Here is a 22,086-nt window from a genome sequence, read left to right as displayed (position 1 = left end):
GAAAACGCTCAATGCGCCTCGTCCCAATTGTTCGCCGCCCGCGCGTCGACATGCAGCGGCACCGACAGCACCACTGCGGGGAACGGCGCGTCCTGCATGACATGCTGCACCACCGGCAAGGTCGCGGCGACTTCCTCGTCGGGCACCTCGAAGATAAGCTCGTCGTGGACCTGCAGCAGCATCTGCGCCGAGAGCTTTTTCTCGGCCAGCGCGTCCTCCATCCGCGTCATGGCGCGGCGGATGATGTCGGCGGCAGTGCCCTGCAAGCGCGCGTTGATCGCGGCGCGCTCGTTGAACGAGCGGATCGAGGCGTTGGAAGCCTTGATGTCGGGGTAATGGCACTTCCGGCCGAACAGGGTTTCGACATAGCCGTGGCTGCGGCAGAAATCCCGGGTCGCGTCCATGTAGGCGCGGATGCCCGGAAAGCGCTCGAAATACTTCTTGATGTAGGCGGAGGCCTCCTCGCGGGCGATGCCGAGCTGGTTGGCGAGCCCGAACGCCGAGATGCCGTAGATGATGCCGAAATTGATCGCCTTGGCCCGGCGGCGCACCTCGCCCGGCATGTCCTTGATCGGCACGCCGAACATTTCCGAGGCCGTCATGGCGTGAATGTCGAGCCCATCCTTGAAGGCCTGCTTCAGCACCGGGATATCGGCGATCTCGGCGAGCAGCCGCAGCTCGATCTGCGAATAATCCGCCGACACCAACTTGTGGCCGGGGGAAGCAATGAAGGCGCGACGGATCTTGCGGCCGTCCTCGGTACGCACCGGAATGTTCTGCAGGTTCGGCTCGTTCGACGACAGCCGCCCCGTCGTGGTCGCCGCCAGCGCATAGGTGGTGTGGACGCGATGGGTCTGCGGGTGCAAGTAAGTCGGCAGCGCGTCGGTATAGGTCGATTTCAGTTTCGAGACCTGCCGCCACTCGAGAATCTTCTTCGGGAGGTCGTGGCCCTGCTCGGCGAGATCGTCGAGCACCTGCGCGGTGGTCGACCACGCCCCGGTCTTGGTCTTGGTGCCGCCGGGCAGGCCCATCTTGCCGAACAGGATATCGCCGATCTGCTTGGGGCTGCCGACATTGACCGGCTCGCCGGCGATCTCCTGGATTTCGGCCTCGACCCGCGCCGCGGTCTGGGCGAAATCGGCCGACAGCCGCGAGAGCACCTGGCGGTCGATCGAGATGCCGCGCCGCTCCATCCGCGCCAGCACCGAGATCAGCGGCCGTTCCAGCGTCTCGTAGACGGTGGCCATGCGCTCGGCGACCAGGCGCGGTTTCAATACCTGCCACAGCCGTAGGATCACGTCGGCATCTTCGGCCGAATAAGCGGTTGCCCTGTCGATCGCGACCTGATCGAAGGCGAGCTTGCCCTTGCCGCTGCCGGTCAATTCGCCATGGCTGATGATGGCGTGGCCGAGCCAGCGCTCGGACAGTGCATCGAGCGCATGCGAATTGCGGCCGGCATCGAGCGCGTAGGACATCAGCTGCGCGTCGTCGTGATTTTGCAGGGTGATGCCGTGTTGCGCGAACATCACCGCGTTGAACTTGATGTTGAAGCCGATCTTCAGGATACCCGCCGATTCCAATAGCGGCCGCAGCGCCTCCAGCGCGTCGGCCGCCCTGATCTGGTCGGGCGCAAGGCCGGCGGCGAACAGGCCGGCGCCGTCGCCGGAGGCCTTGTGGGCGAGCGGAACGTAACAGGCGTCGTTCGGCGCCAGCGCCAGCGCGATGCCCGACATCTCCGCCTGCATCGGGTCGATCGAGTTCGCCTTGGCCTCGATGGCGAAATAGCCGACGTCATGGACCCGCGCGATCCAGACATTGAGCTGATCGAGGCTGCGGATGGTCTGGTACTTGTTGCGATCGACCGGCGTTTTGCGCGCGGCTTCGGCGCGGGCGGCGGCGAGCGCATGGGGCGTCAGGACGACGTTCGATCTATCCGGCTTGCCCTCTTTTCCGACGGCGGAGGCACCGCTCTTGCCGTTGGCGGAACCAGGCGGAGCCTGATCGCCGAAAAGATCGCCTTCCGCCGCGCGCGGGGGAGGCGGCGAAGAGCCTGCCGATTTGCCGCTGGCGCCGCTGGCGTTCCTCGCGTCGGCTTCCACGTCCGAGGGGTCGATCTGCGAATATTCGGCGACGCGGCGGGTGAGGGTGGAAAATTCCATCGCCTTCAGGAACGCGATCAGCTTGCGCGCATCGGGCTCATGTACCGCCAACTCGGCCAGCGGCACGTCGAGCTTGACCTTGTCGTCGAGCAGCACCAGCTGCCGCGAGATCCGCGCCTTCTCGGCATTCCCGATCAGCGCCTCGCGCCGCTTCGGCTGCTTGATCTCGCCGGCGTGCTTGAGCAGCGTCTCCAGGTCGCCATATTCGGCGATCAGTTGCGCGGCGGTCTTGACGCCGATGCCGGGCACGCCCGGCACATTGTCGGTGGAATCGCCCGCCAGCGCCTGGACCTCGACCACCTTCTCCGGCGGCACGCCGAATTTCTCGATCACTTCGGGGATGCCGATGCGGCGGTCCTTCATGGTGTCGTACATGGTCACCTTGTCGGTGACGAGCTGCATCAGGTCCTTGTCGGAGGAAACGATGGTGGTGGTGGCGCCGCGCTCGCCGGCCTCGCGGGCATAGGTCGCGATCAGATCGTCGGCCTCGAAGCCGCCCTGTTCGAGGCAGGGCAGGTCGAAGGCGCGCACCGCCTCGCGGATCAGCGAAAATTGCGGGATCAGATCGTCCGGGGCCGGCGGCCGGTGCGCCTTGTAGTCGGGATAGAGCTTGTTGCGGAAGGTGATTTCCGACTTGTCGAACACGATGGCGAGATGCGTCGGCCGGTTGTCCGGCGGCATGTCGCGCAGCAGCTTCCACAGCATGTTGCAGAAGCCGAGCACGGCATTGACCTGCAGACCGTCGGATTTGCGGTTCAGCGGCGGCAGCGCGTGATAGGCGCGGAAAATATAGGAGGAGCCGTCGACCAGAAAGACATGGTCGCCCTTGGCGGGCGCCTTGACGGCAACGGGTTTGGCAGCGGCTTTGGGGGATGTTTTAGGCATGGCCGAAACTTAGGGATTTTTGCGCGAATTGACAGCCTTTGGCGGCGGTTGTGCCGCGATTTTTGTGTCCGGCCGGCCATCCCAGCAGGAGTTGCAATGGGCGCCGTTCCGTGTCCCCGTGCGGGGACAGTCGGACCGAAGGAACGGATATGGCCACGCAACTCGACGAACTCACGGAGAAGCTGCACCAGGTCCAGGCCGAAATCGAGGTCGAACTGGCCAAACGGCGGGAGGAGCTGCGCTTTCACCTCGAAAACCGCCGGATCGTGTTCGAGCGGGAGGTGCTGCGGATCCACCGCGAGTTCAAGACGCGGGTGACGCGCTATCTGCTCGACGCCAATCCGCTGATGATCCTGAGTGCGCCGGTGATCTATCTGCTGGTTATCCCGATCGTATTGGTCGATCTCTGCGTCATGGCCTTTCAGGCGATCTGCTTTCCGGTCTACAAGATTCCGAAGGTGCGCCGCCGCGATTACCTGGTGTTCGACCGCCACCACCTCGCCTATCTCAACGCCATCGAAAAAATCAATTGCGCCTATTGCTCCTACGTCAACGGCGCGTTCGCCTTCATGCGCGAGGTGGCGGCGCGCACCGAGATCTACTGGTGTCCGATCAAGCATGCCCGCCGGGTGCTCGGCCCGCATCCGTATTACCAGGGCTTTGCCGATTTCGGCGACGCCGAGGCGTTCCGCGCCAAGCTGACGCAGATGAAGACTGGCGTGAAGATCGAGGGGGCGTGACAACACGCAGGTTGTCGTCACCCGCGAAAGCGGGTGACCCAGTATTCCAGAGGCGTTGGAGAAATGCGGTTAGGCCGCGGCGTACTGGGTCGCCCGGTCAAGCCGGGCGATGACAGTTGTGGGTGGTGCGAGCGGGAGGATTACTCCGCCGGCTGCAGCGTCGGGCGAGCCTTCTTCGGCGCGATCCAGAACGCGGCCGGGCGCTCGAACAGGAAGTTGGCCCCGGACTTCAGCGCGATCCGCCAGATCGCCAGCGCGCCGGCGATGCCGACCACGGTAACTACAAGCGAGATCGTCCCGATATCGTGGATCAAGCCGGTTTTCAGCAGCAGCGTCCGCGTCGTCGCCATCGGCAGGAAGAACGCCAGATAGATGACGATGGAATGCTCGCCGCAATAGCGCAGGAAATTGAGCCAGTGCGCGCGCGCCAGCAGCGTGCCCGCGGTGACGATGGCGAGAGCGCCCGCAAGCCCCAGCGCCAGCGAGACCAGCGGCCATTCGCTGAAGCCCAATTCGACCAGGCTGCCGTTGACCAGCGCCCAGAGCGCGAGGCCCGCGAGCGCCCACGCAGGACGCGCCCGCGCGCGGTCCGACCAAGCGAACACCAGGCCAGCGAACAGGTAGCCGGAATAGAAATAGACGAAGCGTGCGCAGAACTCGTCGATCACGGTCCACCCGGTCGAGATGTGCGCCATCTCCAGCAGCGCCGCGACGCCCCAGATCAGGGCCGGCGGCAGCTTGCGGCTCGCCTTGGTGACGACGAAGAACACCGGCAGCAGATAGATGAACCACAGCGTGCCGAACGGCTCGATGAAGGATTCCAGGTACAGCAAGCCGACATGGGCCCAGCCCGCCTCGGCGGCGAAGGAGGGCGCCTTGAAGCCGAACTGGATCGTCACCCAAAGCACGTAGAAATAGGCGAAGTGCACCACCTTGCGGTCGAGATAGGTGCGCCAGTCGCGGTCGATCACGACCGCGAGAAACAGGCCCGAGATCAGGAAGAAATCCGGCATCCGGAACGGCTTGGCGAAGGCGACCAGGATGTGCATGAAGCCGGTCTGGCCGGCCGCCGCCTCGACGCCCAGCACCGAATGCATCATGACCACCATGACGATGCAGATGCCCTTGGCGTAGTCGACCCAGTCGATGCGGCCGGGCATTGACTGGATGGGACGCGTTGCGCCTGCGGATGTGCCGTTTGTGGTCATGGGTGTCCCTTTTCGCCGCATCATCGGCGGAATCGGTTTCGTTCTCCTTTATTCATTCAAAGGATATGCCGGTTTTCCGGAACCTTCCGGTTTCCCCTCGGGCCGGAAATGCTTTAAAGACCGCCTCGAAATCGGGCTTCGAATTAACCATTATCGACGGGTTTTGAGATGCGTATTGCCATGATCGGCACGGGCTATGTGGGGCTGGTTTCCGGCGCCTGTTTTGCCGATTTCGGCCATCACGTCACCTGCGTGGACAAGGACGCCGACAAGATCGCCAGCCTGCGCCGCGGCGAAATCCCGATTTTCGAGCCGGGGCTCGATATGCTGGTGGCGTCCAACGTCAAGGCCGGGCGGCTGGATTTCGCCACCGACCTGGCAGTGCCGGTCGCCGAGGCCGACGCGGTGTTCATCGCCGTTGGCACGCCGTCGCGGCGCGGCGACGGCCATGCCGACCTCAGCTACGTCTATACCGCCGCGCGCGAGATCGCCGCGGCGCTGGATGGTTTCACCGTGGTCGTCACCAAATCGACCGTGCCGGTCGGCACCGGCGACGAGGTCGAGCGCCTGATCCACGAAACCAATCCGGCCACCGACGTCGTGGTGGCGTCCAATCCGGAGTTCCTGCGCGAGGGTGCGGCGATCCGCGACTTCAAGTTTCCCGACCGCATCGTGATCGGCACCTCGGATACCCGCGCGCAAAAAGTGCTTGGCGACATCTACCGGCCGCTGTCGCTCAACCAGGCGCCGCTGATGTTCACGGCGCGGCGCACCGCGGAACTGATCAAATACGCCGCCAACGCTTTCCTCGCCACCAAGATCACCTTCATCAACGAGATCGCCGATCTCGCCGAAAAGGTCGGCGCCGACGTGCAGGAAGTCGCGCGCGGCATCGGGCTCGACAACCGCATCGGCTCGAAATTCCTGCATGCCGGTCCCGGCTTCGGCGGCTCGTGCTTTCCCAAGGACACCCGCGCGCTGGTCAAGATCGCGCTCGATCATGACGTGCAGCTGCGGATCGTCGAGGCGGTGCTCGGGGTCAACGACAACCGCAAGCGCGCGATGGCGCGCAAGGTCGCGAATGCGGCCGGCGGCAGCCTGCGCGGCAAGACGGTGGCCGTGCTCGGCCTCACCTTCAAGCCCGACACCGACGATATGCGCGAGGCGCCGTCGATCCCGCTGGTGACCGGTTTGCTCGACCTCGGTGCCAAGGTGCGCGCGCACGATCCGGTCGGCATGGAGCAGGCGCGCCGTGAACTGCCCGACATCGAATATTGCGACGATCCCTACACTTGCGTGCGCGGCGCCGACGCCATGGTGGTGGTGACCGAGTGGGTGCAGTACCGCACCCTCGATCTGGAACGGCTGAAGAGCGAGTTGGCGCATCCCGTGGTGGTCGACCTCCGCAACATCTATCGCCCCGAGGAAATGGCGGCGCTCGGCTTCATCTATGAGAGCGTCGGGCGGTCGGCCGAGCCGCGGGGGTGAGGCCTCTTTGCGCTCTCGCACAATGACGATTTCCGTCATGGCCGTGCTTGTCACGGCCATCCACGTCTTGTCTTCTCGCGCAAGGAAGACGTGGATGCCCGGCGCAAGGCCGGGCATGACGAGTTGGTGAGAGACCTTGCCCCGCAGCTTCGACACGCCCCTCCCGATCGACGCGGTTCTCGACGAGCTGGCCCGCACGCTCGCGGCTGACAACTCAGCGGTGCTGGTGGCGCCGCCAGGCGCCGGCAAGACCACGCGGGTGCCGCTGGCGCTATTGGATGCGCCCTGGATAGCCGACAGGAAGATCATCGTGCTGGAGCCGCGGCGGATCGCGGCCCGCGCCAGCGCCGAGCGCATGGCAAAGACATTGGGCGAACGCGTCGGCGACACCGTCGGCTACCGCGTCCGCTTCGGCTCGCAAGTATCGCGCGCGACGAAAATCGAGGTCGTCACCGAGGGCATCTTCTCGCGGCAGATTCTCGACGATCCGGAACTGTCGGGCGTCGCCGCCGTGCTGTTCGACGAGTTCCACGAGCGCTCGCTCGATGCCGATCTGGGCCTCGCGCTGGCGCGTGACGCGCAAACCGGTCTGCGCGAGGATCTGCGCATTCTCGTGATGTCGGCGACGCTCGACGGCGCGCGGGTGGCAAAACTGCTCGGCGACGCGCCAGTTATCGCCAGCGAGGGCCGTGCCTTTCCGGTCGAGACCCGCTATCTCGGCCGCAAGGCCGATGCGCCGCTGGAGCGGCAGATGGCGGATGCGATCGCGATGGCGCTGCGCGCCGATCCCGGCTCGGTGCTGGCGTTCCTGCCGGGTGCTGCCGAAATCCGCCGCACCCAGAATTTCCTCGGCGAGCGCGTCCACGACGCTTCGATCGAAATCGTGCCGTTGTTCGGCGCGCTCGATGCCGGGGTGCAGGACCGCGCCATCGCGCCCGCCCCAAAGGGTCATCGCAAGGTGGTGCTGGCGACTTCGATCGCGGAGACCTCGCTGACCATCGAGGGCGTGCGCATCGTGGTCGATTCCGGCGTGGCGCGGGTGCCGCGCTACGAGCCCGATATCGGGCTGACGCGGCTGGAAACCGTGCGCGCCTCGCGCGCCGCGGTCGATCAGCGCCGGGGCCGCGCCGGGCGCACCGAGCCCGGCGTCTGCTACCGGCTATGGGACGAGCCGCAGACCGCCTCGCTCGCCGCTTACACCCAGCCCGAAATCCTTTCCGCCGATCTGTCGTCGCTGGTGCTCGACCTCGCGCAATGGGGCGTCAGCGACCCCGCGACGCTGGCGTTTCTCGACCCGCCGCCGGCGCCGGCGCTGAAGGAAGCGAAAAGCCTGCTGCATGAACTTGGCGCGCTCGACGCCGACGGAAGGATCACGGCGGAAGGCAAGAGCCTGCGCGCGCTGGCGCTGCCGCCGCGGCTGGCGCGCATGATCGTGGATTCGCATCGGCTGGGCGCCGGCGAGGAAGCCGCCGACATCGCCGCCATCCTGACCGAGCGCGGGCTCGGCGGCGACAGCGCCGACCTCGATTTCAGGCTCGACCAGTTCCGCCGCGACCGCTCGCAACGCGCTTCCAGCGCGCGCAGCCTCGCCCGGCGCTGGGCACAGCAGGTGGCGGCCACGGAGGGGCGGCCCGGCGAGGATACTTCGCCTTCAACCGGCGTGATGCTCGCCTTTGCCTTTCCCGACCGGGTCGCGAAGAACCGCGGCAATGGCTCCTTCGTGCTGGCCAACGGCCGCGGCGCCGCCGTGGACCAGACGTCCGCGCTGGCGCGTGCGCCCTATATCGCGGTCGCCGAACTGACCGGCACCGCGGCGCAGGGCCGCATCCTGTTGGCTGCCCTGATCACGCAGGCCGAGATCGAGCTGCGCTTTGCCGACCAGATCGAGACCGCGGACGAAATTTCCTTCGATCGCGGCGCGATGGCGTTGCGGGCGCGGCGCAGGAAGACGCTGCACGCGATCACGCTGTCGGAGGCCCCCTTAGCGCTGCAGCCGTCGGCCGATACCGCACGGGTGCTGGCCGACGGGCTGGTCGCCGCCGGGCTCGACAGACTGCCATGGTCGAAAGCGCTGAAACAATGGCGCGACCGCGTGATGTTTCTGCGCAAGGCCGAAGGCGACACGTCACAGCATTCCTGGCCCGATTTGTCCGACGGCGCGCTGGCGGCGCAGCGCGAGGCATGGCTGGCGCCTGTTCTCTACGACAAGGCGGCGCTGAAGGATCTTTCGGCCGGCGAGCTGTCCGATGCGCTGATGGGCCTGCTGCCCTGGGAATTGCGCGCGCGACTGGAGAGGGAAGCGCCGACGCATTTCGAGGCTCCGACCGGCACCCAGCTTGCGATCGATTACGAGGCCGAGCAGGGGCCGACGATTGCGGTCCGCTTGCAGGAATTGTTCGGGCTCAACACCCATCCGTCGATCGCCAAAGGCGCGGTGCCGCTGGTGCTGGAATTGCTGTCGCCCGCGCACCGGCCGGTGCAGGTGACACGCGACCTGCCGGGGTTCTGGCGCGGCAGCTATGCCGCGGTGCGTTCCGACTTGCGCGGGCGCTATCCGCGGCATCCCTGGCCGGAAGATCCCGCTCACGCGGCGCCGACGCGGCGGGTCAAGCCGCGGGGAACTTGACTTAGGGTTGTCATTGCCGGGCTTGATCCGGCAATCCGTCATCTCATGAAGCGTTTCTTGCGAAGGGGATGGATGCCCGGATCAAGTCCGGGCATGACAGCATTGAGTCTCCGTTAACACTTCGCTCATCCTTTTCGCCAAAATGGCAGGCTCCGCCGCCGCCTTCAGTCGCGGGTGAGCGGCGGATGTGGTGAAATCGCGGTCTTCTCAGCGAGTGTGGCGTGATGCGTAACATTATGATTATTGCCGCGTTCATGGTCGGCCTCGGCACCATCATGGCGCAGATGGCCGACAAGATGACGGCCTCTCCCGCGCTCGCCAGCAATGCATCCCGGAAAACCGCCGCGGTCGAAATGCCGGCGCAGACGGGCGGCCGCAGCCTCAGCATTCCGCGCGACGCCCGCGGCCATTTCCAGACCGAGGGCCGGATCGACGGCCAGCGCATCGGCTTCATGGTCGACACCGGCGCATCGGTGGTGGCGCTGAACGAGAAGTCGGCGGCGCGGTTCGGTTTCCGCCCCTCACGCAGCGATTACAACGCCACCGTTTCCACCGCCAACGGCACCATCAAGGCGGCGCGCACGCGGCTTGCCATGGTCGAACTCGGCGGCCTCGTGGTGCGCGACGTCGACGCCATGGTGCTGCCCGACGAGGCGCTGTCGGAAAACCTGCTCGGCCTGTCGTTCCTGTCGAAGCTGAAGCGGTTTGAGTATGCGAACGGCAGGCTGGTGCTTGAGCAATAGGCAGCTTCGCTGCCAATCCGCCGCAATTAATCGCCAGAAGCCATTATCCCGCCTTTCGCCGCGCCCGCGCATTCGCTATGGCTGCGGTGCGTTCCTTTTGCGTATCACCACGAGGCCTGAATGTTTCCGAAGCCGAAATCCGCGCTGGTTCCGAATACCTATGCCTATGAATCCGAGCCGATGGTGAAGGCGACCGGCTTTCGCGAATATGACGCGCGCTGGCTGTTCGGCAAGGAAATCAACCTGATGGGGATCCAGGCGCTGGGCATGGGGCTGGGGGCGCTGATCGCGGAGCTCGGCGTCAAGCAGGAGGTCGTCACCGGGCACGATTTCCGCGGCTATTCGGCCTCGATCAAATACGCGCTGATTTCGGGGCTGCAGGCCGCGGGCTGCAGGGTTCACGACATCGGATTGTGCATGACGCCGATGGCGTATTTCGCGCAGTTCGAGCTCGACGTGCCCTGCGTCGCGATGGTGACGGCGTCGCATAACGACAATGGCTGGACCGGGGTCAAGATGGGCGCCAACCGGCCGCTGACCTTCGGGCCGGACGAGATGACCCGGCTGAAGGAGATCGTGCTCAACGCCGACTTCAGGAACAAGGCCGGCGGCTCCTATCAGTTTCACGAGAATTTCCCGGCGCGCTACATCGCCGATCTGACCAGGCACCCGAAGCTGAAGCGCAAGCTGAAAGTCGTGGTCGCCTGCGGCAACGGCACCGCGGGCGCGTTCGCGCCGCAGGTGATGGAGGCGATCGGCTGCGAGGTAGTGCCGCTCGACACCGAGCTCGATTACACCTTTCCGAAATACAACCCCAACCCCGAAGACATGGAAATGCTGCACGCCATCCGCAACGCGGTGCTGGAGCACAAGGCCGATGTCGGCCTCGGCTTCGACGGCGACGGCGACCGCTGCGGCGTGGTCGACAATACCGGCGAGGAGATCTTCGCCGACAAGGTCGGCGTGATGTTGGCCCGCGACATGTCGGCGATCCACAAGAACGCGCAGTTCGTGGTCGACGTGAAATCGACCGGGCTGTTCGCGACCGACCCGGTGCTGCAGGCGCAAGGCGCCAACACCACCTACTGGAAGACCGGCCACTCCTACATGAAGCGTCATACCAACGAGCTCGGCGCGCTGGCGGGCTTCGAGAAATCCGGCCATTTCTTCTTCAACAAGCCGTTCGGCCGCGGCTATGACGACGGCCTGCTCTCGGCGATAGCGGTCTGCGAGATGCTCGATCGCGCGCCCGGCAAGTCGATGGCGGATCTGAAGGAGGCGCTGCCGAAAACCTGGTCGTCGCCGACCATGTCGCCGCATTGCGCCGACGAAACCAAATACGGCGTGGTCGACGCCGTGGTGAAGCATTTCGAGGCGATGCAGAAGCAGGGCGCGAAGGTGGCGGGACAGAAGATCCGCGATCTCGTCACCGTCAACGGCGTGCGAGTCACCGTCGAGGATGGTAGCTGGGGCCTGGTGCGGGCGTCATCCAACAAGCCGGAACTGGTGGTGGTGGTAGAGAGCCCGGTTTCCGAACAGCGTATGCATGACCTGTTCGAAGCGATGAATGTGGTGCTGCGCACCCATCCCGAGGTCGGCGAATACAATCAGACGATTTGAGCGGCGCGCTCCAACTCGTCATTGCCGGGCTTGACCCGGCAATCCATCTGTCATGAAACGCCTATTGAAGAATGATGGATACGCGGGTCAAGCCCGCGGATGACGGCAGTATGGGATCGATCGGCCTAGCTACGCCGCCGCCGGCACCGGGTATGCGGTGACCGACTTGATCTTTTCCATCGCAAAGCGCGACGTCACGTTCTTCAGCGGCACCGCACCGATCAGCTTCTTGTAGAACACGTCATAGCTCTGCATGTCCGCGACCACGACGCGCAGCATGTAGTCGACGTCGCCGGCCATCCGGTAGAACTCCATCACCTCCGGCATCGCGCTGACGGCGCTGGCGAAGGTCTTGAGCCAGGCCTCGGAATGATCTGAGCTCTCGACCGAGACGAACACGGTAATGCCGAGCCCGATCTTGTTCTGGTCGACCAATGCGACCCGGCGCAGGATCACCCCGTCGGCCTCGAGCCGCTGGATCCGCTTCCAGCACGGTGTCGAGGACAGGCCGACGCGGTCGCCGATCTCGGCGACCGAGAGCGAGGCGTCCTCCTGCAGCACGGTCAGAATCTTGCGGTCGATGGCGTCGAGGCGGCGGTTGGGCTCGATAACCTGGGTGGCGAGGTCGGTCATGGGAAGAACTTTTTTCCATATTTGAGGTTTGTGTCCCTCATATAGAGAAAAATCTTCTAAGACAAGCCCGTCATTGGCCGTCTTGAGCCGGATTGGCGGCGGCCTGGCCCTGGCCCAAAAGCTGTTCCACTTCAGCGCGTTGCGGGGCGGCAAAGGCGCCGCCGAAGCGGGTGCATTTCAAGGCCGCCGCGGCCGAAGCGAAGCGGAGCGCCTGCCGCAATTCCTGTCGTTCGGTGATCGCGAGCGCGAACGCGCCATGGAATACGTCGCCGGCGCCGAGCGTATCCACGGTGTGCACCGGGAAGGCCGGCGTCTCCTGCAGGCGGCCCTGCTCGTCGAGCCAGATTGTGCCTTTCGGCCCGCGCGTCCCCGCCAGGAACGACGGCGTCAGCTTCGCGATCTTCCTCAGCGCCTGGCCGTCATCGGTGACATCGGCGGTCTCCTGCAGCGGCTCGCTCGAGAATACCAGGTGGGAAGATGCGGTGAGCAGGCCTTCCCGCAGCGACATCGCGCGATCGACGTCCACAATCACGGGGATGCCGCGCCGGCGCGCCTCGGCGCACAGATCGGTGCAGAATTCCGCGCAGCGGCTCTCGGTGAGGATGGCGGCGCAATCCTCCAGCAGCGTTTCCGTGTCGGGCAGGCGGACCTTCCACAGTTCCGGATCGCGGAAGGTGACGATGGTGCGCTCGCCGCTCGGATCGACCATGACGGACGAGATCGGCGTCACCAGTCCCGGCATGTGCACGATGTGCCGGGTTTCGATGCCCTCATGGGCTAGTTTTTCGAAGATGAAGCGGCTCGAGGCCTCGCGGGCGTCGCCCGTCGGGCCGCAGATCGTGGCGCGGCCGCCGAGGCGGACGATTCCGATCGCGGCGTTGAGCGCGTTGCCGCCGCAGATTTCGTCGAAATGGCTGGCGTTCTCCTTGGAACCGCGCGCGGGAACGCCGCTGACGCGGAACGTCAGGTCGCGCACCGGCATGCCGATGCAGAGGATGCGCGGCGGAATCTTCGGCGCGGCGGCGTGAAAGTTCATGCGGGAATCCGTCATGCCGGTTCCGCGTTGTCCCGGAACCCTGGTCCGGAGTTAATCGATCGAGCCATGCGGCGTTCCCCGCTATGTGCGCGCGTCCGGACCCTCATGCAGCCAGCGTCCGAGCAAATGGTGGGCAATCGCAAACGGATGCGGTCCGGCGAGGCCGTCGGGATGCTGCCGCTTGATCATCAGCGTGGCCTCGGCGCGGTCGAACCAGCGGGCATCCTCCAGTTCGGCGTGATCGACGATGATCTCCTCGCTGGTGGCGCGCGCGGTGCATCCGATCATCAGGGATGACGGATAGGGCCAGGGCTGCGTCATGTAGTAGCTCACGTCGGTGCAGTGGACCCCGGATTCCTCGAAGATTTCGCGGCGGACCGCGTCCTCGATGGTCTCGGCGGCCTCGACGAAACCCGCCAGACACGACCACATGCCCGGCGGAAACTGCTTCTGCCGGCCCATCAGGCATTTGTCGCCTGATGTCACCAGCATGATCACGACGGGATCGGTGCGCGGAAAATGCTCGGCCTTGCAGTTCGGGCAGTCGCGCTTCCAGCCGCCTTCCTTCATGGCGGTGCGGGTTCCGCAATTGGCGCAATAGCCGTGGCGCTGATGCCAGCTCACCATCGATTTCGCCATCGCGATCGCCGAGAGCTGCTCGGGCGGGATCACGCCCTGCATCGCCATGCCGCGCAACTCGGTGACGGCGACGTCGTCGCGGGTCAGGAGCTTCTCGACCGATGCGGCCGGGATGCCCATGCCGAACACCGGCGCGCCGTCGCGCAGGCCGAGGAAGATCGTGCCCGGATTGGCGCCGAATTTCAGCGCCTCGTCGATGGTCAAGAGCGCGCGGGGGCCGCCGGCTTCCTGCTTCACCACCAGCGAATCGCGATGCACCACATAGGCGCGGGCGTCGCGATGCCCTTCCAGAGCGAGCAGTTTCTCGTCGTTCGAGCGCAGATGCGCGGCGCGATCCAGAATATTGGTGACGAAGGCGGGCCGCCCCAGTGGAAACTTGTCGAATGCTGTCATGGGTTCAACCAAGCCAAATCTTGCGGCGCAGTGCGCTGATGAAATTCTGGACTTCTTCGGCGTCGTGCGCCAGCGGCGGCATCACCCCCCAGACTGGACGCGGCCAGGCGGCGTCGCTGGAGCGCCGCGCGATGATATGAACGTGCAGTTGCGGCACCAGATTGCCCAGCGCTGCGATATTCAGCTTGTCGCACTTGGTGACTTCCTTCAGGGCCCGGGCGACGCGGTTGATCTCGGTCATCAACTGCGCCTGCTCGATCTCGCTGAGGTCGATGATCTCGACGGCGTCGGGCCGGCGCGGCACCAGCAGCAGCCAGGGGTAGTGGGCGTCCTTGATCACGAGCACCCGGCACAGCGGCAGGTCGCCGATGTCGATGGTGTCCTTTTTGAGCTGTGAGTGCAGCGACCAGGCGGGAGCGTCAGAAGGCATACATGTTCCCTCGTCATGCCCGGCCTTGTGCCGGGCATCCACGTCTTCCTTGTTTGGCAGCAAAGCAAGACGTGGATGGCCGGGACAAGCCCGGCCATGACGGCAACTAATGCCTTTCCGCCTTTTTGAGCAAGTCCCGCAAACCGGTCTCGCCCCGCTTGCTTTCCGGGGCTTTTGGCCCCAAATAAGGACCGGGAGATTGGCGGTGGACGAGCCACTCGCCAACCGGGTCAGGTCCGGAAGGAAGCAGCCCTAACGAGGTCCGGATCGGGTCGCTCGTCAGTCTCCTACCTGTTTTTTCGAGCGAATCGCGCAAGATGGGCTATCCCGTGCTGTGCTGGATTCGGCTCCCTTTCCGCAAGCCGGCTTCGAGAGACAATCAATTGCGGATCGATCGATGACCGACGCTGGCATCCCCGTAACGCCCCCAAACGATGCCGAAAGCGCCCATCAGGGCGGCTTCGATCTCGGCGGCCCGCCGGAGGCCGGCAAGCATTACCGCGTGCTGGCGCGGAAATACCGCCCGTCCAGCTTCGACGACCTGATCGGCCAGGATGCCGTGGTCCGTACCGTTTCCAACGCGTTCGAAACCGGGCGGATTCCGCAGGCCTGGATCCTGACCGGCGTGCGCGGCGTCGGCAAGACCACCACGGCGCGGATTCTCGCCCGCGCGCTGAATTACGAGCTGCCGGACGGCTCGGTGAAGGGGCCGACCATCCACATGCCGGTGCCGGGCGTGCATTGCCAGGCGATCATGGAAAGCCGGCACATGGACGTGCTGGAAATGGACGCCGCGTCCCATACCGGCGTCGACGACGTGCGCCAGATCAACGACAGCGTGCGCTATGCGCCGGCCAGCGCCCGCTACAAGGTCTACATCATCGACGAAGTCCACATGCTCTCGACCGCGGCGTTCAACGCGTTCCTGAAGACGCTGGAAGAGCCGCCCGAGCACGCCAAATTCGTGTTCGCCACCACCGAAATCCGCAAAGTGCCGGTCACGGTGCTGTCGCGCTGCCAGCGGTTCGACATGCGCCGGGTCGACGCCGACGTGCTGATGGGGCATCTTGCCAATATCGCGGCGAAGGAGAACGTCGAGGTCGAGCCGGAGGCGCTCGGCATCCTGGCGCGCGCGGCGGAAGGCTCGGTGCGCGATTCGCTGTCGCTGTTCGACCAGGCGATCGCGCATGCGGCGGGCCCGGTGCGCGCCGATGCGGTGCGGCAGATGCTCGGCCTCGCCGACCGCACCCGGGTGATCGATCTGTTCGAACAGTTGGCGCGCGGCGACATCGCCAGCGCCTTCAGGGAATTCCGCGAGCAATACGACACCGGCGCCGATCCGATCGTGGTGCTGTCCGATCTCGCCGAATTCGTCAACTTCGTCACCCGCGTCAAGATCGTGCCGGCAACGGCCGACAACGTCGCCTTCGGCGAGACCGAGCGCGTGCGCGCCCGCGATTTCGCGTCCAAGCTGTCGATGCGGGTGCTGTCGCGGATGTGGCAGATGCTGCTCAAGGGCATCACCGAGGTGCAGGCCGCGACCCGGCCGGCGGCGGCCGCGGAAATGGTGCTGGTGCGCATCGCCTATGTCGCGGATTTGCCGACGCCGGACGAGGCGATCCGGATGATCGAACAGAATGGCGGCGCTTCGCCGGTTGCCGCAGCAAGCGCAGCATCGGCGCGGACGGCGCCCGCTTCGACGATGTCTTCGATGCCGGCCTCGGCGCCGCGCGCGTCTGCCGCGCCGCGCGCCAGCGCCGAACCTTCGGCACGCCCGCAAATGATGGCGCCGATGGCGGAGACGCAGTCCGCACCCGCAGCGCTCAGGATCGCAAGCTATCCGGAACTGGTGGCGCTGGCCGGCGAGAAGCGCGATCTGTTGACAAAAGCCGCGCTGGAAGCCGATGTCCGCCTGGTCCGGATCGAGGACGGCCGGCTCGAACTGGCGCTGGAGCGCAGCGCGGCGCGGACCCTGATCAACGATCTCTCGCGCAAGCTGGAGCAATGGACCGGGCGGCGCTGGACCGTGATCGTGTCCAACGAGGCCGGACAGCCGACGCTGCGGTCGCAGAACGAGTTGCAGAAAAGCCAGCGCGAGCGCGCCGCGGAAGCCGATCCCAGGGTACAGGAGGTGCTGGCGCGATTCCCCGGCGCCAAGGTGGTCGAGGTCCGCCGGCTTGCCCCCGAGCCGCCGGAATCCGATGCTAGCGGAGAAGATCCCGCCGAGCGTCCCGACAGCGACGATTTCTAGGGCGTTTCGAGCGAAGCGGATAACGGTTCGCGTCAGGAAGACGCGCGTCAAAACAAACGAATGGAGCCTCGATTCTGATACAATCGAATCGGGGCTCTGGAATCTCAAAGGGAAGCATTCATGGCTGATTTCCTCGGCATGATGAAACAGGCAGCCCAGCTGCAATCGAAGATGCAGGCGATGCAGGAAGAGCTCGGCAATGTCGAGGTCGAGGGCGTTTCCGGCGGCGGGCTGGTCGCCGTGCGCATGACCGCGAAGATGCAGGTCAAGGCGGTCAGGATCGATCCCTCGCTGATGAAGGCGGACGAGCGCGAAATCCTCGAGGATCTGCTGGTGACCGCGCATAACGACGCGCAGCGCAAGGCGGAAGCCGCGATGCAGGAGAAGATGCAGGCGCTGACCGGCGGGCTCGGGCTGCCGCCCGGATTGGGTCTCGGCTAGCCGGCATGTCTTCCGCGGTTGCCGGTCCCGAAATCGAACGCCTGATCCAGCTGCTGGCGCGGCTGCCGGGGCTCGGCCCGCGTTCGGCGCGGCGCGCGGCGCTGCATCTGATCAAGAAACGCGAGGCGCTGATGACGCCGCTTGCGGGCGCGCTGCAGGTGGCGATCGACAAGATCCAGGTCTGCAAGACCTGCGGCAATATCGATACGCAAAATCCCTGCACGGTGTGCACCGATCCGCGGCGCGATCCCTCGATCATCGTCGTGGTCGCCGATGTCGCCGATCTCTGGGCGCTGGAACGCGCGCATGCCACCAACGGTTTCTATCACGTGCTCGGCGCGACGCTGTCGCCGCTCGATGGCGTCGGCCCGCAGGACCTCACCATCGACGCGCTGGTGGCGCGCGCCCACGACCCGCGGGTGACGGAAATCATTCTGGCGTTGAATGCGACCGTGGACGGCCAGACCACCGCGCATTACATCACCGACCTCCTGCAGGAGGCAAACGTCAAGGTGACGAGGCTGGCCCACGGCGTGCCGGTGGGCGGCGAACTCGATTATCTCGACGAAGGCACGCTGTCCGCAGCCATGCGGCAGCGTACGTTGTTCTAGCAATCAAGAGACGGAACTGATCGACATGACGAAACGACGATTCGCCGGACGCCTGGCTTTTGCGGCAATGATGGTGGCTCTCGCCGCTCCATCCGGCTGGGCACAGCAGGCGCAACCGGTGCCGAAGCCGGGCAAGCCGATCAAGGCCGGCGACGTGCTGTCGGGAGAGCTCAACGCCATGAAGGTCCGCGGGGCCAAGAAGGGCAAGCGCGTCGCCACCTACCAGCTCACCAGCGAACCGCGCCGGCTGCCGCCGCCGAACGGGCTCTGCAACCTCGAGACCGGCCCCGAGACGTTCCAGCTCGTCACCTCCAGCGACGCCCAGGCCGCGCAACTGAAGGGCTTCATCGGCAAGGAAATCTCGATCAAGGTCGACGAAGTCGCCTGCGCGCAGGACGCCGGGCAGATGAGCGAGGCCGTGGTGACGAAGTGGAGCGTGGTGACGAAGCATTGAGACAGGGCCGTCCGCACGAAGTCGTCGCCCACAAATACCGCTGTCATCGCCCGGCTTGACCGGGCGACCCAGTGCGCCGTGCTCTCTCGGTTCTATCGCAGCTGCTCTGGAATACCGGGTCCCCGCCTTCGCGGGGACGACAACTGAGGATGCTGACGCCGCGTTGCCAACTCGCCGCTTAAACCTTCACCGGCCCCAACTCGTCGAAATGCCCGCGCCGCTGCAGCCAGGCCAGCAGGATCAGGCTCGGCACCGCGACCACGACGCAGATCGCGAAGAACAGCGGCCAGCCGGTCGCCTTCGCCACATAGCCCGCGCCTGACGACAGATAGGTGCGTCCCACCGCGGCGAGCGCGGTAAGCAGCGCATACTGTGTAGCGGTGTGCAGCGGATTCTTGCACAGCGCCGACAGATAGGCGACGAAGATCACGGTGCCGATCGCGCTGGTGAAATTTTCCGCCGAGATCGCAAACGCCAGCGCCCATTGATTGACGCCGACATAGGCGAGCCAGGAGAACGACAGGTTGGCGATCGCCTGCAGCACGCCGCCGATCCACAGGCTGGCGGCCAGTGGATAGCGCCGCGCCACATAGCCGCCGGCGAAGCCGCCGATCAGGGTGGCGGCAAGGCCGACGCCTTTGACGATGGCGGCGTAGTCGTTGCGGGTGAAGCCGAGGTCGATCACGAACGGCGCGGTCATGGTGCCGGAAAACGCGTCGGTGAATTTGAACAGCACCACGAAGGCGAGCGCCGCCAACGCATCCTTTCGGACGAGAAATTCGGAGAACGCGCCTACCGCCGCATGCATCACGCGCGTGAATGCGCTGTCCGCGCTTGTGGCGGCTTCCGCGCGCGCCGATTGGCCGGGCTCGGTGGCGGCCAGCGCCGTGACGGTGCCGATCAGCACCAGCGCCGCCATCGCCACGTAGCCCCACATCCATGCCGAGCCGCGCGTCAGGCCGGTTGATTCGAACGCGCTCACCATGAACAGCGCGCCCGCGGTCGAGACCAGCATGCCGATGCGGTAGGCCGCGACATAGGAAGCCATGCCGGCGGCCTGTTCGCTCTCGGGCAGGCTCTCGACGCGAAACGCATCGACCACGATGTCCTGGGTCGAGGACATCGTCGCAACCAAAAGCGCACCGAGCGCCACGAACAGCGGCGAGCGCGCCGGGTCGGTCAGCGCCAGCAGCAGGATCGCGCCGATCAGCAACAGTTGCGAGAATACCAGCCAACCGCGCCTGCGGCCGAACGCACGCGTGAAAAACGGCACATGCAGCGCATCGACCAGCGGCGCCCACAGGAATTTCAGCGTGTAGGGCGTGCCGACCAGCGCGAACAGCCCGATGGTGCCGAGATCGACGCCGGACTCGCGCATCCATACCAGCAGCGTCGACCCCGACAGCGCCAGCGGCAGCCCGGAGGAAAAGCCGAGCAGCAGCACGATCAGGACCCGCCGCTGCAGGTATACCGCCCATCCTTCGCGCCAGGAGGCGCGGGGCGCGGAGCGGACGGATGGCGGTTTGGTGGCAGCTTCGGGTGTGGATGTCATGCCGCAGTGCTAGCAGATTCGCGCTTCTTCCCCTCTCCCCTTGTGGGAGAGGGGGCATAGGCGGTCTTCGACCGCCGTTCTTAGACAAGACGCCGATGCTTTGCATCGGCTATGGCGAAGCATCGCGGGCGGGTGAGGGGTCTGTCTCCGCGGATAGAGACCCCTCATCCGGTCCTCGCTTCGCGAGAACCACCTTCTCCCACAAGGGGAGAAGGGAAGGAAGAGCCGGGTAATGACAGTTGGTGTTATTCCCCCGCCTGCAGCTTGCGCGGCAATGGGAACAGCTCCGGCGCGACCGGCTTGACGATGCCTGCGGGCTCGGCAGGCGCTTCCGCCTTGCTGAAATCGAGTTCCTCGATCCGTCCCGCCCGTTTTTCGATCTTGTCGGCGGAGATCAGGATCTGGCGGACGTCCTCGTTGACGTCGCCGAAATGCTTTTGCAGCTTCAGCACGCGGTCGCGGAGGCGATTGAGATCGTCGCCGAGGTTGAGCACCTCGGTGCGGATCTGGTCGGCGGCGTCGCGCATCCGCGCGTCCTTGAGGATCTGCTGCATCACCTGGATCGCCAGCATCAGCAGCGACGGCGACACCAGCACGACGCGGGCGCGATAGGCCTTCTGGATCACGTCGTCGAAACCGTCGTGGATTTCGGCGTAGACCGATTCCGATGGCACGAACATCAGCGCGGTGTCCTGGGTCTCGCCGGCGATCAGGTATTTCTCGGCGATGTCGCTGACATGCTTCATCACGTCGGCGCGCAGCCGCTGCGTGGCGAATTTCCGTTCCTCGTCGCTGCGCGCGTCATGCAGCGCGGTCATGGCTTCCAGCGGGAACTTGGCGTCGATGCAGAGCGGCCGCTGATCGGGGAGGAACACCACGCAATCCGGCCGCTTGCCGGAGGAAAGCGTGTACTGGAATTCGTAAGCCCCCTTCGGCATGCCGTCCTGGACGATAGCTTCCATCCGGGCCTGGCCGAAGGCGCCGCGTGACTGCTTGTTGGCGAGCACGTCGCGCAGCGTCGTCACCTGCGAGGTCAGGTCGGTGAGATTTTTATGCGCATTGTCGATGATGCCGAGCCGCTCGTGCAGCACGCGCAGGGAATCCATGGTGTTGCGGGTGGTCTGTTCCATCGACTGGCCGACGCGATGGGTGACCGAATCGAGCCGCTCGCTGACCGCGCGCGCCATGTCGGCCTGGCGGCCGGCCAGCGCCTGGCCCATGGCGTCGACGCGACCGGTGGCCTCGCTCTGGGCGCGCAGCATTTCGCTGAGCCGCTCTTCCAGTTCGTCGGCCCGGATGGCCTGCGCCATCGCCAGTTCCGCGCCGCGCCTGCCCGACCGCGCGATCACGATGGCGATGGTGAGGAGCAGAGCCAGCGCCAGCGCGCCGAAGCCGATCAGCGCCTCGCCGGTGTGGACCGGCCAGTCGCCGATCGTGAGAAGAATCTCGTTCATGGCAGAACTTGTAGCCGATTCGCTCTTGAACGCGAACGAAGAGGGAACATTTAAGGTGAACTTCGGGTTAATTTTCGTGGTTAATATTTGGCTAATATTCGTGGCTAACCGTCGGTAAACCAGTTCCGCCGGCGCATTGACCCCGGCAAATCAGCAGCTTAAATCGCCCGCCAGGGCACTTAGAGAAATCATGGCACTCAGAGAAATCATCATCCTGCCGGACAAGCAGCTGCGGCTGATCTCCAGGCCCGTCGAGAAGGTCACGACGGAGATCCGCAAGCTCGCCGACGACATGTTCGAGACCATGTACGACGCGCCCGGCATCGGGCTCGCGGCGATCCAGGTCGCCCAGCCGCTGCGGCTGATCACCATGGACCTCGCCAAGAAAAGCGATGAGGGCGAGACCAAGCCGCTGCCGCGCGTCTTCATCAATCCGGAGATCCTGTCGTCGTCGGAAGAGATGTCGGTCTACGAGGAGGGCTGCCTGTCGATCCCTGACTATTACGAGGAAGTGGAGCGGCCGGCGCAGGTACGCATCCGCTTCACCGATCTCGACGGCAAGGTGCATGAGGAAGACGCCGAGGGCCTGTTCGCCACCTGCATCCAGCACGAGATCGATCACCTCAACGGCGTGCTGTTCGTGGACTATCTGTCGAAGCTGAAACGCGACCGCGTGCTGAAGAAGTTCACCAAGGCCGCGAAGAGGGCGGCGGAGTAGGGCCG

The 22,086-nt window shown here is 65.3% G+C and carries 18 protein-coding genes and 1 other RNA gene; 11 read left to right on the top strand and 8 right to left on the bottom strand.

Going from position 1 to position 22,086, the window contains the following annotated elements; translation table 11 throughout:
• Positions 1 to 8: 8 nt before the first annotated feature.
• Positions 9 to 3,044, bottom strand: coding sequence for a DNA polymerase I (gene polA / locus KMZ68_RS24455; RefSeq protein WP_215613667.1), 3,036 nt, complete (start codon positions 3,042 to 3,044; stop codon positions 9 to 11).
• 149 nt (positions 3,045 to 3,193) lie between these two features.
• Between polA and KMZ68_RS24450 the strand changes: the two genes are divergently transcribed.
• Complete coding sequence (locus KMZ68_RS24450; RefSeq protein WP_215613666.1) at positions 3,194 to 3,784, top strand: hypothetical protein; 591 nt, start codon at positions 3,194 to 3,196, stop codon at positions 3,782 to 3,784.
• Positions 3,785 to 3,924: 140 nt separating this feature from the next.
• On the opposite strand, the gene KMZ68_RS24445 is transcribed toward KMZ68_RS24450, so the two are convergent.
• Entirely contained in the window at positions 3,925 to 4,992 is a 1,068-nt protein-coding gene (locus tag KMZ68_RS24445) for an acyltransferase family protein (RefSeq protein WP_215613665.1), read from the bottom strand.
• Between the two features lie 168 nt (positions 4,993 to 5,160).
• On the opposite strand from KMZ68_RS24445, the gene KMZ68_RS24440 reads away from it, so the two are divergent.
• From KMZ68_RS24440 to KMZ68_RS24425, 4 genes are all read left to right on the top strand, one after another.
• Positions 5,161 to 6,480 carry a UDP-glucose dehydrogenase family protein gene (locus KMZ68_RS24440; RefSeq protein WP_215613664.1) on the top strand — a complete coding sequence of 440 codons (1,320 nt, stop codon included), beginning with the start codon at positions 5,161 to 5,163 and terminating at the stop codon, positions 6,478 to 6,480.
• Between the two features lie 136 nt (positions 6,481 to 6,616).
• Positions 6,617 to 9,106 (top strand): ATP-dependent helicase HrpB, encoded by a 2,490-nt coding sequence (gene hrpB / locus KMZ68_RS24435; RefSeq protein ID WP_215613663.1) that lies wholly within the window; start codon positions 6,617 to 6,619, stop codon positions 9,104 to 9,106.
• Between the two features lie 224 nt (positions 9,107 to 9,330).
• The gene (locus KMZ68_RS24430; protein ID WP_215603876.1) at positions 9,331 to 9,849 is read left to right on the top strand and encodes a TIGR02281 family clan AA aspartic protease; all 519 of its coding nucleotides are present in this window, start codon (positions 9,331 to 9,333) and stop codon (positions 9,847 to 9,849) included.
• A 120-nt stretch (positions 9,850 to 9,969) separates the two neighbouring features.
• Positions 9,970 to 11,469 carry a phosphomannomutase/phosphoglucomutase gene (locus tag KMZ68_RS24425; protein ID WP_215613662.1) on the top strand — a complete coding sequence of 500 codons (1,500 nt, stop codon included), beginning with the start codon at positions 9,970 to 9,972 and terminating at the stop codon, positions 11,467 to 11,469.
• 129 nt (positions 11,470 to 11,598) lie between these two features.
• On the opposite strand, the gene KMZ68_RS24420 is transcribed toward KMZ68_RS24425, so the two are convergent.
• From KMZ68_RS24420 to KMZ68_RS24405, 4 genes are all read right to left on the bottom strand, one after another.
• Complete coding sequence (locus tag KMZ68_RS24420; RefSeq protein ID WP_215613661.1) at positions 11,599 to 12,102, bottom strand: Lrp/AsnC family transcriptional regulator; 504 nt, start codon at positions 12,100 to 12,102, stop codon at positions 11,599 to 11,601.
• Positions 12,103 to 12,172: 70 nt separating this feature from the next.
• Positions 12,173 to 13,138 (bottom strand): sugar kinase, encoded by a 966-nt coding sequence (locus KMZ68_RS24415; RefSeq protein ID WP_215616456.1) that lies wholly within the window; start codon positions 13,136 to 13,138, stop codon positions 12,173 to 12,175.
• Between the two features lie 81 nt (positions 13,139 to 13,219).
• On the bottom strand, positions 13,220 to 14,170 hold the full coding sequence (nudC, locus tag KMZ68_RS24410; protein ID WP_215613660.1) for an NAD(+) diphosphatase: 951 nt from the start codon (positions 14,168 to 14,170) through the stop codon (positions 13,220 to 13,222).
• 4 nt (positions 14,171 to 14,174) lie between these two features.
• Complete coding sequence (locus tag KMZ68_RS24405) at positions 14,175 to 14,600, bottom strand: HIT domain-containing protein (RefSeq protein WP_215613659.1); 426 nt, start codon at positions 14,598 to 14,600, stop codon at positions 14,175 to 14,177.
• Positions 14,601 to 14,794: 194 nt separating this feature from the next.
• On the opposite strand from KMZ68_RS24405, the gene ffs reads away from it, so the two are divergent.
• The 5 genes from ffs to KMZ68_RS24380 all read left to right on the top strand — a co-directional run bounded on the left by ffs (position 14,795) and on the right by KMZ68_RS24380 (position 18,357).
• An RNA gene (gene ffs, locus KMZ68_RS24400) (signal recognition particle sRNA small type) lies at positions 14,795 to 14,891 on the top strand.
• A 106-nt stretch (positions 14,892 to 14,997) separates the two neighbouring features.
• On the top strand, positions 14,998 to 16,851 hold the full coding sequence (locus KMZ68_RS24395; protein WP_215613658.1) for a DNA polymerase III subunit gamma/tau: 1,854 nt from the start codon (positions 14,998 to 15,000) through the stop codon (positions 16,849 to 16,851).
• A 120-nt stretch (positions 16,852 to 16,971) separates the two neighbouring features.
• The gene (locus KMZ68_RS24390; protein WP_215613657.1) at positions 16,972 to 17,292 is read left to right on the top strand and encodes a YbaB/EbfC family nucleoid-associated protein; all 321 of its coding nucleotides are present in this window, start codon (positions 16,972 to 16,974) and stop codon (positions 17,290 to 17,292) included.
• Positions 17,293 to 17,297: 5 nt separating this feature from the next.
• On the top strand, positions 17,298 to 17,903 hold the full coding sequence (gene recR, locus KMZ68_RS24385; RefSeq protein WP_215613656.1) for a recombination mediator RecR: 606 nt from the start codon (positions 17,298 to 17,300) through the stop codon (positions 17,901 to 17,903).
• Between the two features lie 25 nt (positions 17,904 to 17,928).
• Positions 17,929 to 18,357: a hypothetical protein gene (locus KMZ68_RS24380; RefSeq protein ID WP_215603868.1), complete on the top strand. Its 429-nt coding sequence runs from the start codon at positions 17,929 to 17,931 to the stop codon at positions 18,355 to 18,357.
• Between the two features lie 178 nt (positions 18,358 to 18,535).
• Here the strand turns inward: KMZ68_RS24380 and KMZ68_RS24375 are convergent, their stop codons facing one another.
• Together KMZ68_RS24375 and KMZ68_RS24370 are read right to left on the bottom strand one after the other, a co-directional pair.
• Positions 18,536 to 19,909, bottom strand: a complete 1,374-nt coding sequence (locus tag KMZ68_RS24375; protein ID WP_215613655.1) for an AmpG family muropeptide MFS transporter — start codon at positions 19,907 to 19,909, stop codon at positions 18,536 to 18,538.
• A 245-nt stretch (positions 19,910 to 20,154) separates the two neighbouring features.
• A complete protein-coding gene (locus KMZ68_RS24370) occupies positions 20,155 to 21,363 on the bottom strand; it encodes a DNA recombination protein RmuC (RefSeq protein WP_215613654.1) in 1,209 nt (402 codons plus the stop codon).
• A 190-nt stretch (positions 21,364 to 21,553) separates the two neighbouring features.
• Between KMZ68_RS24370 and def the strand changes: the two genes are divergently transcribed.
• Positions 21,554 to 22,081 (top strand): peptide deformylase, encoded by a 528-nt coding sequence (def, locus tag KMZ68_RS24365; RefSeq protein ID WP_215613653.1) that lies wholly within the window; start codon positions 21,554 to 21,556, stop codon positions 22,079 to 22,081.
• The last annotated feature ends 5 nt before the right edge of the window (positions 22,082 to 22,086 follow it).

Origin of the sequence: Bradyrhizobium sediminis (genome assembly GCF_018736105.1) — a bacterium.
Classification (GTDB): domain Bacteria; phylum Pseudomonadota; class Alphaproteobacteria; order Rhizobiales; family Xanthobacteraceae; genus Bradyrhizobium.
Note: the sequence above shows the minus strand (reverse complement) of the source record. Positions and strands in the feature narration are given on the sequence as shown.

Excerpts from the sequence above, each read along its gene's own strand:
- KMZ68_RS24370 (WP_215613654.1), bottom strand. The coding sequence starts at position 21,363 with ATGAACGAGATTCTTCTCACGATCGGCGACTGGCCGGTCCACACCGGC.
- KMZ68_RS24420 (WP_215613661.1), bottom strand. The coding sequence starts at position 12,102 with ATGACCGACCTCGCCACCCAGGTTATCGAGCCCAACCGCCGCCTCGAC.
- nudC (WP_215613660.1), bottom strand. The coding sequence starts at position 14,170 with ATGACAGCATTCGACAAGTTTCCACTGGGGCGGCCCGCCTTCGTCACC.
- recR (WP_215613656.1), top strand. The coding sequence starts at position 17,298 with ATGTCTTCCGCGGTTGCCGGTCCCGAAATCGAACGCCTGATCCAGCTG.
- KMZ68_RS24405 (WP_215613659.1), bottom strand. The coding sequence starts at position 14,600 with ATGCCTTCTGACGCTCCCGCCTGGTCGCTGCACTCACAGCTCAAAAAG.
- KMZ68_RS24390 (WP_215613657.1), top strand. The coding sequence starts at position 16,972 with ATGGCTGATTTCCTCGGCATGATGAAACAGGCAGCCCAGCTGCAATCG.
- KMZ68_RS24375 (WP_215613655.1), bottom strand. The coding sequence starts at position 19,909 with ATGACATCCACACCCGAAGCTGCCACCAAACCGCCATCCGTCCGCTCC.
- KMZ68_RS24425 (WP_215613662.1), top strand. The coding sequence starts at position 9,970 with ATGTTTCCGAAGCCGAAATCCGCGCTGGTTCCGAATACCTATGCCTAT.
- KMZ68_RS24430 (WP_215603876.1), top strand. The coding sequence starts at position 9,331 with ATGCGTAACATTATGATTATTGCCGCGTTCATGGTCGGCCTCGGCACC.
- def (WP_215613653.1), top strand. The coding sequence starts at position 21,554 with ATGGCACTCAGAGAAATCATCATCCTGCCGGACAAGCAGCTGCGGCTG.
- KMZ68_RS24415 (WP_215616456.1), bottom strand. The coding sequence starts at position 13,138 with ATGAACTTTCACGCCGCCGCGCCGAAGATTCCGCCGCGCATCCTCTGC.
- KMZ68_RS24395 (WP_215613658.1), top strand. The coding sequence starts at position 14,998 with ATGACCGACGCTGGCATCCCCGTAACGCCCCCAAACGATGCCGAAAGC.
- KMZ68_RS24380 (WP_215603868.1), top strand. The coding sequence starts at position 17,929 with ATGACGAAACGACGATTCGCCGGACGCCTGGCTTTTGCGGCAATGATG.
- KMZ68_RS24450 (WP_215613666.1), top strand. The coding sequence starts at position 3,194 with ATGGCCACGCAACTCGACGAACTCACGGAGAAGCTGCACCAGGTCCAG.
- polA (WP_215613667.1), bottom strand. The coding sequence starts at position 3,044 with ATGCCTAAAACATCCCCCAAAGCCGCTGCCAAACCCGTTGCCGTCAAG.
- KMZ68_RS24440 (WP_215613664.1), top strand. The coding sequence starts at position 5,161 with ATGCGTATTGCCATGATCGGCACGGGCTATGTGGGGCTGGTTTCCGGC.
- KMZ68_RS24445 (WP_215613665.1), bottom strand. The coding sequence starts at position 4,992 with ATGACCACAAACGGCACATCCGCAGGCGCAACGCGTCCCATCCAGTCA.